The 9253-nt window shown below is 74.5% G+C and carries 9 protein-coding genes and 1 pseudogene; 2 read left to right on the forward strand and 8 right to left on the reverse strand.

The features are described 5' to 3' along the window. The first annotated feature begins 25 nt into the window (after positions 1–25). Positions 26–400, forward strand: a complete 375-nt coding sequence (locus UW392_RS23640) for an RNA polymerase-binding protein RbpA (protein ID WP_009187548.1) — start codon at positions 26–28, stop codon at positions 398–400. A 172-nt stretch (positions 401–572) separates the two neighbouring features. On the opposite strand, the gene fxsA is transcribed toward UW392_RS23640, so the two are convergent. The 4 genes from fxsA to UW392_RS23660 form a co-directional block, all read right to left on the reverse strand. Continuing rightward, positions 573–1151, reverse strand: coding sequence for an FxsA family membrane protein (fxsA, locus tag UW392_RS23645; RefSeq protein ID WP_320777101.1), 579 nt, complete (start codon positions 1149–1151; stop codon positions 573–575). Between the two features lie 46 nt (positions 1152–1197). Then, positions 1198–2025, reverse strand: coding sequence for a polyprenol monophosphomannose synthase (locus UW392_RS23650; protein ID WP_320777102.1), 828 nt, complete (start codon positions 2023–2025; stop codon positions 1198–1200). A gap of 573 nt (positions 2026–2598) precedes the next feature. Next, the gene (locus UW392_RS23655; protein WP_320777103.1) at positions 2599–4218 is read right to left on the reverse strand and encodes an amidohydrolase; all 1620 of its coding nucleotides are present in this window, start codon (positions 4216–4218) and stop codon (positions 2599–2601) included. A 60-nt stretch (positions 4219–4278) separates the two neighbouring features. Further along, positions 4279–4719 carry an Lrp/AsnC family transcriptional regulator gene (locus tag UW392_RS23660; RefSeq protein WP_320777104.1) on the reverse strand — a complete coding sequence of 147 codons (441 nt, stop codon included), beginning with the start codon at positions 4717–4719 and terminating at the stop codon, positions 4279–4281. 228 nt (positions 4720–4947) lie between these two features. On the opposite strand from UW392_RS23660, the gene UW392_RS23665 reads away from it, so the two are divergent. Beyond that, positions 4948–5370: a hypothetical protein gene (locus UW392_RS23665; protein WP_320777105.1), complete on the forward strand. Its 423-nt coding sequence runs from the start codon at positions 4948–4950 to the stop codon at positions 5368–5370. A gap of 471 nt (positions 5371–5841) precedes the next feature. Here the strand turns inward: UW392_RS23665 and UW392_RS23670 are convergent, their stop codons facing one another. From UW392_RS23670 to UW392_RS23685, 4 genes and pseudogenes are all read right to left on the reverse strand, one after another. Next, entirely contained in the window at positions 5842–7044 is a 1203-nt protein-coding gene (locus UW392_RS23670; protein WP_320777106.1) for an acyl-CoA dehydrogenase family protein, read from the reverse strand. A gap of 226 nt (positions 7045–7270) precedes the next feature. Then, positions 7271–7645: pseudogene (locus UW392_RS23675) on the reverse strand (TetR family transcriptional regulator); the annotation flags it as partial. A gap of 14 nt (positions 7646–7659) precedes the next feature. Continuing rightward, positions 7660–7800 (reverse strand): SCO1431 family membrane protein, encoded by a 141-nt coding sequence (locus tag UW392_RS23680; RefSeq protein ID WP_320777107.1) that lies wholly within the window; start codon positions 7798–7800, stop codon positions 7660–7662. 155 nt (positions 7801–7955) lie between these two features. Then, the coding region (locus UW392_RS23685) for a C39 family peptidase (protein ID WP_320777108.1) at positions 7956–9253 on the reverse strand (1298 nt) is incomplete at its 5' end.

Raw genomic sequence — 9253 nt, forward strand, 5'->3', positions numbered from 1 at the left:
GCGACAAGCCCGGGAGGCACGATTCATGAGTGAGCGAGCTCTTCGCGGCACGCGCCTCGTGGTGACCAGCTACGAGACGGACCGCGGCATCGACCTGGCCCCGCGCCAGGCCGTGGAGTACGCATGCGAGAAGGGGCACCGCTTCGAGATGCCCTTCTCGGTCGAGGCGGAGATCCCGCCGGAGTGGGAGTGCAAGGTCTGCGGGGCCCCAGCGCTCCTGGTGGACGGCGACGGCCCCGAGGAGAAGAAGGCCAAGCCCGCGCGTACGCACTGGGACATGCTGATGGAGCGGCGCACGCGCGAGGAGCTCGAAGAGGTCCTCGAGGAGCGCCTGGCCGTCCTCCGCTCCGGCGCGATGAACATCGCGGTACATCCACGGGACAGCCGCAAGTCCGCCTGATCCGCTTCTCGGGGGTCGGGTGGCACGCACAACAGCGCAGTCGAAGGACCGCGGGTGCCGTACGTGAGTTCCACGTACGGCACCCGCGGTCTTTTCGTGCGTGCGCCTGTGCGGTCGGGCCCGTGGCGCGTCGTCGGCGGGCCGCCCCCTCGGCGGGAGCGGCCCCGGCCGCTCAGCGGCTGAGCGGCGGACGCGGATCCTGGGGGGCGCCGCCGGGGCCACCGGCGTCGTCCCTGATGACCTCTCCCTGGACGACCTTGCCGTCCGGGCGGTGCATGCGGGCCTGCTGGAAGACGGTGCCGAGGTCGCCGTGGGCCGCCTCACGCAGCTTGCGCTCGAACGTGCGCTCGGCGTACCGGCTCAGGGCCTTCTGCACCGGCGGGACCAACAGCACCAGACCCACCGCGTCCGAGGCCAGGCCCGGCAGCATGAGCAGCAGGCCGCCCAGCATCAGGAAGCCGTTGCCGTCGCTCCTGCCGCCCGTGGGGGCCGTGCCGGACTGCTGCTGTTGCAGGGTCTCGGTCAGGTTGCGGAAGGCACGGCGCCCGGCCCGCTTGACCACCACGGAGCCGAGGACGAACCCGGCGACCAGCAGCAGGAAGACGGCGAAGCCACTGGCCGCCCCCGCGACCAGCGAGAGCAGCCAGATCTCCAGCACCAGCCACGCGGCCAGGCTCAGCGGCAGGATCGTGCGCAGCCGGGAGCGCCGCGGCCGTGCGGGGTGGGCAGAGGTCGTCACGCCAGTCGTCATGCCTCCAGTGTGCCCGGAGCGGGCTCAGCGCGGCATAAGGGGCTGATCAGGGACTACCGCCCGGCTCGGGTTCCGCCGGCTTCGGCCGGTTCAACGCCTTGCCGGCCTTGCCGACCCGCTCCCCCACGCCCCAGGCGGTGACCCGCCACAGGGCCTCCACCAGGATGTCACGGCTCATCTTGGAATCGCCCAGCTCGCGCTCGACGAAGGTGATGGGCACCTCGACGACGTGGTAGCCGGCCTTGATCGCCCGGCGGGCGAGGTCGACCTGGAAGCAGTAGCCCTGGGAGGCGACCTCGTCGAGGCCGAGGCCTTCGAGGGTCTCGCGGCGGAAGGCCCGGAAGCCGCCGGTGACGTCGCGGATCGGCACGTCGAGCAGGACGCGCGAGTAGAGGCTGCCCCCGCGGGAGATGAACTCGCGGGACTTCGGCCAGTTGACCACCCGTCCGCCCGGCACCCAGCGGGAGCCGAGGACGAGGTCGGCGCCCTTCAGCGCGGTCAGCAGGCGGGGCAGTTCCTCGGGCTGGTGCGAGCCGTCGGCGTCCATCTCGATCAGGACGCCGTAGTCGTGCTCCATGCCCCAGCGGAAGCCCGCGAGGTACGCGGCGCCGAGCCCTTCCTTGCCCTTGCGGTGCAGCACGTGCACGTGCTCGTCCTCGGCGGCCAGCTCGTCGGCGAGCTTGCCCGTGCCGTCGGGGCTGTTGTCGTCGGCCACCAGGACGTGGGCGTCGGGCACCGCCGCCCGTACCCGGCCGACGATCTTCTTGATGTTCTCCGCCTCGTCATAGGTCGGAATGATCACCAAGGCCGTGCCGAGCGGGCCGAACTGCCGCCCCTGGGCTGGTGCCGCGAGGGTCCCGTCGCCGTCGTTCACTGCTGCCCCTTCATGTCCATACGCAGGGGTCCACCATAGTGGGCACGGCCTGCGTCGACGTGGCAGCACGTACGTACGGGGGTGTCGGCCACGCACAAGGGGGCCGGAACCCGCCCGGCGGACGCGCAATGCCCGAAAAATACGCTGGCCCGGGGGCCGGACGCCGTCGCGCCGCGAAGGGGGCCCGGCACCCTTCGGGCCGACCTGGGACCCGCCGGCTGCGGGCCGACCGAGGGCCGTTGTCTACTGGGCGTCCGGGCCCCACCAGGGTCGCACCAAGCCGACCGGACGGACCCCTCCCCTCGTCGGCCGCCGACGCTGGGCCTGGCTCCCAGTGGCGGCGCGCCGGCACGGCGCACCACCCCTGACCCAGCGGCGCTGGAGGCGACCACGCGGAGGCCGCCCGGTCGGAGGTCCTGTGGTGGACCCGGCCGAACCTACCGGCCCCCCGCCGTCGGCTGTCAACAGTCCACCGCGGCGCCGCGTCCGCCGCGCCCGGCCGGCCGCATCCGCACACCCGCAGGTGGCGCGACCGGTCGCGGGCGGCGCCGGGAGCCGCACCGTACGGGGAGATCACTCACCCGGCCGCACGAACACCGTCCGTCCGCCCACGACGGTGCGCAGACACACCGGCAGCCCCTGCCCCGGGCGCAGGTCGGGCAGCCCCGGGGTGCCCGAACGCGGGTCCGTCGACCAGCGGGCGACCCGGTCGTCGGGCGCCTGCACCACGAGGGCGTCGGTGCGCCACACGGCGTAGTCCGCGGGCGCTCCCGGGACGAGGACGCCCGCGTCGTCCCGGCCGATCGCCCGCCAGCCGCCCCGGGTGTGCGCGGTGAACGCGGCGCGCACGGACACCCGGTGCTCCGGGGTCCGGTGGAAGGCCGCCGCGCGGACCGTGCCCCACGGGTCCAGGGGCGTGACGGGGCTGTCGGAGCCGAACGCGAGCGGGACCCCGGCGCGCAGCAGGGCCGCGAACGGGTTGAGCGTCCGGGCCCGCTCCGCGCCCAGCCGCCGGGCGTACATGCCGTCCTCGCCGCCCCACAGGGCGTCGAAGGCGGGCTGCACGGAGGCGGTGAGCCCCAGTTCGGCGAAGGCCGCGACGGTCTCGGGGGTGAGCATCTCGGCGTGCTCGATGCGGTGCCGGGCGGCGCGGACCCGGGCGAGGCCGACCTTGTCGGCGGCGGCGCGCACCCCCGCCACGACGGTGGTCACGGCGGCGTCCCCGATGGCGTGGAAGCCCGCCTGGAGGCCCGCCTCGGTGCAGGCGACGACGTGGGCGGCGACGGCCGCGGCGTCCAGGTGTGCGGTGCCGGTGCGGGCGGCGGCGCTGTCGGCGTACGGCTCGTGCAGGCAGGCGGTGTGCGAGCCGAGCGCGCCGTCGACGAAGAGGTCGCCCGCGGCGCCGGCCGCACCCAGTTCCCGGGCCCGCGCCACGCCCTCGACACCCTGCTCGGCCCAGTACCCGACGACGCGCGGGCCGGGCTCCTCGGCGGCGAGCCGCAGCAGGGCGGTGAGGTCGTCCGCCGAGGAGATCTCCGGGCCGGCGCACTCGTGGACGGAGCCGATGCCGAGGGAGGCGGCGTGGGCGAGCGCGGCGCGCTGGGCCTCGGCCCGCCGGGCGGGGGTGACGGAGCCCAGCGCGGCGGCGCGTACGGCGTGGTGGGCGTCGCCGGTCAGCGGGCCGTCCGGGAAGCCGGGGCCGCCCGGGACCAGGTCGAGCAGCGCACTGGTGACGACCGCCGAGTGGACGTCGATCCGGCTCAGGTAGAGCGGGCGGCCGCCGGTGGCCGCGTCGAGCTCGGCGCGCGCCGGGGGACGGCCCTCCGGCCAGCGGGAGGCGTCCCATCCGTGGCCGAGGAGCACCCGGTCCGCCGGGCGGGCCGCGGCGTACGCACGGACGAGGGCGAGGGCGGCCTCCAGGGAGGGCGCGTCGGAGAGGTCGAGGCCGGTCAGCGCCAGGCCCGTGGCCGTGGTGTGCACGTGGGCGTCGGTGAAGGCCGGGGTGACCAGGGCGCCGTCCAGGTCGATCACCTCGGCGACGCCGTCCGCGAAGGCGTCGGCCGCGCCTTCGGAACCGACCCAGGCGATCTGGCCGCGCTCCACCACCATCGCGGTGGCGAAGGGGTCGGCGGGGCTGTGGACTTCTCCACCGCGCAGCAGCACGGTGTCCGACGGGGCGGTGCTCTCACTCATGGGCAACAGTCTCGCGCCTCGCCGCCGGTGCCCCGCGCGCGGGTGGGCCGGAACGAGCGCTCAGACGCGCGGCGGCCTGGCCTCGTACGGCGTCGACAGCACCACCGTGGTGCGCGTCGACACGCCCGCCAGCGAGCGCAGCCGGGCCAGCAGCTCCTCCAGCTCGTGCGGGGTGGCGACGCGCACCTTGAGGATGTAGTTCTCGTCGCCCGCGACGCTGTGGCACGCCTCGATCTCCGGGACGCCGGCGAGGCGCTCGGCGATGTCGTCGGGGGCGCTGGGGTCGAACGGTTTCACCGAGATGAACGCGGTCAGCGGCAGCCCGACGGCCTCCGGGTCGACGACCGCGGCGTACCCGCGGATGACCCCGCGCTGCTCCAGCCGGCGCACCCGCTGGTGCACGGCGGACGTGGACAGGCCCGTCGCCTTGCCCAGGTCGGTGTAGCTCATCCGCCCGTCCGCGACGAGCAGCTGCACGATCTGTCGGTCCAGCTCCTCCATGGCACGAGAACCTACAGGGCGCGTGATCCCCTCGGATACCTGGCAGTGCAGGTCATAGCCGGTTCGTGACGCGGCGGCTCCGGCCGCCCGGGACCTACGTGTGACCAACGCCACAGTGCAGGAACAGGTTTCGTGATGTTCTTGTGATTACCGCGTGGAGTGGACGGGAAGTGCTTGGTGTGGTCGAGGCCGCAGCGCCTGACGGCCCAGCACGAGGGGGAGTAACCCATGCAGAAGTCCAAGCGTCCCGGTCGTACCGCGCCCAAGCGCCCGTACCTGGTCGTCGAGCCCGAGCCGGAGGGCGTCGAACCCGACGACGAGCCCGACGCGTACGACACCTTCGAGATGTACCGGGTGATCTGCCCGGACTGCGCCCAGTCCATCGCGCTCCTCGCCGACGAGGAGGTCCTGCCGGAGCACGCGCTGTGCGCCTCGCCGTGGAACCCGTTCGGGCTCACGGTCTGCGCCGGTACGGGCCGCGCGGCGGCCGACGCCCGCTCCGCGGACGAGTCCGAGGAGCTCCAGGAGCAGGACACCGCCCTCCTGCTGACGCTCCCCCAGGGGCTCGACTGGCGCACCCAGCCCTTCTCGCACGTCGGTGGCCCCGGCTCGCGCCCGGTGCGGATGCCGGCCCTGCGCCGGGCCGCCTGACCGCCGGGCCGAGCGCGGCTCCCGCCCGGCCCGCCCCTCCCCGATTCCGTACCGCGCCATGGCACGCGTCCGCCGTGGCGCCCGGCCGGTGCGTCCCGGTGCGGTGGCGGTACGGCGGCCGATGAACCGTCGGCCGGACCCCCGTCCGGGTCGGCCGTGGACACAGGCTCGAATCCCGGGGCCGGTGACCGCGCCGCCGATACGCGCGTTGTCCCGGTATGACCCCCACTTCTTCGATGGCCGGGCGTCCCCTCCACATCACCGTCCCGGCGTCGTCCGCGGGATCGGCTCCCCGGCGTCCGGGCCGGCCGCAGCAGGACCCGCCCATCTACCTCGCCATGATGCGCAGCTGGGCGGAGCGCGGCCGTACGCTGCCGGGGCGCCACGACGCGGAATGGGCCCGCCTCGCGACACCTCCGCAGGACGGCGACGCGCTCACGCCGCCGCAGGACCCGTTCGGGCCCGGTGCCCTCAGCGGGACTCGGGTCCCACGAGGTGACGGGCGATGACCATCCGCTGGATCTGATTGGTGCCCTCGACGATCTGCAGCACCTTGGCCTCGCGCATGTACCGCTCGACCGGGAAGTCCGTCGTGTACCCGTACCCGCCGAGGACCTGGACGGCGTCCGTGGTCACCTTCATCGCGGCGTCCGTGCAGTACAGCTTCGCCATGGCGGCCGGCTTGGAGAACGGCAGGCCCGCGTCCCGCAGCCGTGCCGCGGCCAGGTACAGCGCCCGGCCCGCCTCGACCTGGGTCGCCATGTCGGCCAGCAGGAAGCGCAGCCCCTGGAAGTCGGAGACCGGCCGCCCGAACTGCTGCCGCCCGGTGGCGTACGCGACCGCCTCGTCGAGCGCCGCCTGCGCCAGGCCGATCGCGCAGGCCGCGATGCCGAGCCGCCCGGAGTCGAGCGCGGACAGGGCGATCGCGAACCCCTGCCCCTCCTCCCCGATGCGCCACTCGTCGGGGACCCGCACCGCGTCGAAGTGGACCTGCGCGGTGGGCGAGCCCTTCATGCCCATCTTCTTCTCGGGCGCCGCGGCGCTCAGCCCCGGCGCGTCCCCGGGCACCAGGAAGGCCGTGATGCCGCGGGGCCCCTCGGCGCCCGTTCGCGCCATGACCGTGTAGAAGTCGGCGATCCCGCCGTGCGTGATCCAGGCCTTGGTGCCGTCCAGGAGCCAGTCCGCCCCCTGCTCGGCCCCGCCCGCGGCGCCCCCGTCCACCCGCACCGCCTTGGTGCGCAGGGAGGCGGCGTCCGAGCCCGAGGCCGGTTCGGACAGGCAGTAGGCGCCCAGCAGTCCGCCGCCGAGCATCGCGGGCAGGCGCTCGACCTGCTGCTGCTTGGTGCCGAAGGTAGCGAGCGCGTGGCAGGACAGGGAGTGCACGCTGACGCCGAGGCCCACCGTGAGACGGGCCGCGGCCAGCTCCTCCAGGACCTGGAGGTAGACCTCGTAGGGCTGCTCACCGCCGCCGTGCTCGGCGCCGTAGGGCAGACCGAGCAGGCCCGACTCCGAGAGCAGGTGGAAGACCTCCCGTGGGAAGCGGCCGGCTTCCTCGTCCTCGGCCGCCCGCGGGGCGATCTCCCGCCGGGCGATGTCGCGGACGAGCGCGATCAGCTCCCGGGCCTCGTCCGTGGGCAGCTGACGGTCCACCGGCGGTGCGGCGCGGTCGGGCATGGCGACGCTCTCCTCCCTGTTCGGGGCGTTCCGGCGGACGCGCACCGGGATGAGGGGCGCCACCGGGTCTCACGGGCCACAGCCGACAACACCCCTTCCGGGTCACGGAAGCTGCTGGTCAGCGGCCTTGGCGGTTGGAGTATGCCCGTTCGCGGACAGCGCGTCACCGGTTAACGAGCGTTTATTAGGACACAATTCGAGAACCGGGGGCGTCACCGGGGGAGCGTCAGGAGTCGCGGCGCGCGGGGTGCGGGGCGAGATGGGCGGGTTCGAGTTCCTCGATGGCGCGCATCGTGCCGCCCAGCGTCCTCACCAGCAGCTCCCGCACGGCGTCCCGGGACAGCGCGGGGCGGTCGATCCAGTCCAGGGTGGCGCCCTCGACGCCGCACACCCACCCGGGGAGTCCCATGCGGGGCAGGGCCGCGATGTCGCGCCGGCCGTACGTCCCCTCGGCAACGATCGCGACGATCGTCTCGCGCACCCCGTCCCGGATGGCCTGCACCCGGGTGCCGAAGCCGGCGCCACCGCTGACGATGGTGCGGTACGCCGCCTGATCGTGCTCCGCGTAGCACAGGTAGCCGTCGACGGTGCGATGCACGCGCGGCGGCGTCCGGGTCAGAGCAGGCCGAGCTGGGTGACCAGCATCGCGAGCACCACGACGAGGGTCCAGCCCAGGACGTGCTCGAGGACGGCGGGGCCGTCGTCCCGGGGGCCGCCGGTACGGGCGCGGGTGGCGGTGGCAGATGTCGCGGTCATGGCTTCTCGCAGGTCTCGGTCTCGGCGCGTGGTGGGCTCCCCCGCCCTCGCGTCCACCTTGCCATCGGACGCGGTGTCCACCGCGGAGACGTTGCTCACACGGGTGCGGTCCCCGGGCGTACCGGGGACCGCACCCGACGGCGGACGGGACGGTGTCAGCACACCACGCCCACCGCCGCCAGCGCCTTGCGCTGCCGGGCGGTCGGGCGCGCCGGGAAGTACAGGTAGCAGACCCCGCCGGATCCGGAGGCGACCTTGCCGGCGGCGTTGTAGCGCTTGGTCCTGAGCCAGACGTTCTCGAACTCGCGCCGCCGGTAGACCCGGCGCACCGCCGCGTTGCTCGGGGAGGCCGGGTCGTTGGCGATCACGTCACCGCCGGCCGTGAAGCCGATCACGGTCATCAGGTGGCCCGCCGTGCCGTAGCCCGCCCCGGTCAGCTCGGCGGCGAGGAAGGACTGCGAGGTGATGACCGGGACGCCGGCCTCGATCAGCGTCTCCACGTCGGTGAGCGAGCGCAGTCGCGTGACCACCCCGCGCAGGTCGTCGTACGTGGCGGCGTACGCGGCGTTGAAGGGCCAGTTCCCGCAGCCGTCGTACTGGTAGTCGTAGGTGGACCGGGCCGCGTGGCACACCTGCGGGTCCGAGTACTTCGGGTCGACCCAGGCCAGGTCCGCCGCGGTCGGCCGCCGTCCCCAGTACTCGATGATCATCTGCGAGGAGGTGGGGCTGCACCAGGCCTCGCCGCCGTTGTCGTACTCGGGGTAGCGGCCCGCGTGGACCTCCTGCGAGTAGCGCGGGACGGCTAGTTCCTTCGCGAGCCGGGCGGTGGAGGCCGGGACGGTGAAGCGGTCCGGGACGTCGGACCCCATCGCGCCGAACCGCCACACGGTGGGGGTCAGCCCGCTGCCGGGGCGGCGGTACAGGGTCAGCCGCAGGCGGTACGCGGCGAACCGCAGCCCCGAGGCCGGGGCGTCGATCGCGAGGGCGTCCGTGAAGACGCTGCTCCTGCCGTCGCCCTGGCCGTCGACGGAGGAGCGCCGGATGTCCTGTTCGCCGGCCGCCCACCGGCCCATCACGTACCAGGGCGTGTCGGCGCCGTCGGAGTACGTGCCCCGCAGCTCGGCCTGGAGCCAGGTGCCGGCCGGGGTGTGGGCGTTCCAGGACGCGATGGCCTCGGTGGCGGGGACGGTGAGCCGGTGCGCGGGGGACGTCCAGGTGGCGTACTCCCAGGTGGAGGTGGTGCCGGTGTGCGGGTCGGCGTAGTCGGTGGTGCCGGCCGGCCGGTCGATCACCAGGCCGGGACGGACGCCGGCCTCCGCGCGCGTGCCCTGCGCGGTGCCGCCCTGCCAGTCCGCGTGCGTGGTCCAGGCGCGGTTGTCCACGGTCTGTCCGGGGCCGTCGGGGGCGCGTCCCGGCGCACCGCCGAAGGCGGTGGGCGTGGCGGCCCGGGTGG

The organism is Streptomyces sp. CRN 30 (genome assembly GCF_034105845.1).

Excerpts from the sequence above, each read along its gene's own strand:
- UW392_RS23640 (WP_009187548.1), top strand. The coding sequence starts at position 26 with ATGAGTGAGCGAGCTCTTCGCGGCACGCGCCTCGTGGTGACCAGCTAC.
- fxsA (WP_320777101.1), bottom strand. The coding sequence starts at position 1,151 with ATGACGACTGGCGTGACGACCTCTGCCCACCCCGCACGGCCGCGGCGC.
- UW392_RS23655 (WP_320777103.1), bottom strand. The coding sequence starts at position 4,218 with ATGAGTGAGAGCACCGCCCCGTCGGACACCGTGCTGCTGCGCGGTGGA.
- UW392_RS23660 (WP_320777104.1), bottom strand. The coding sequence starts at position 4,719 with ATGGAGGAGCTGGACCGACAGATCGTGCAGCTGCTCGTCGCGGACGGG.
- UW392_RS23665 (WP_320777105.1), top strand. The coding sequence starts at position 4,948 with ATGCAGAAGTCCAAGCGTCCCGGTCGTACCGCGCCCAAGCGCCCGTAC.
- UW392_RS23670 (WP_320777106.1), bottom strand. The coding sequence starts at position 7,044 with ATGCCCGACCGCGCCGCACCGCCGGTGGACCGTCAGCTGCCCACGGAC.
- UW392_RS23680 (WP_320777107.1), bottom strand. The coding sequence starts at position 7,800 with ATGACCGCGACATCTGCCACCGCCACCCGCGCCCGTACCGGCGGCCCC.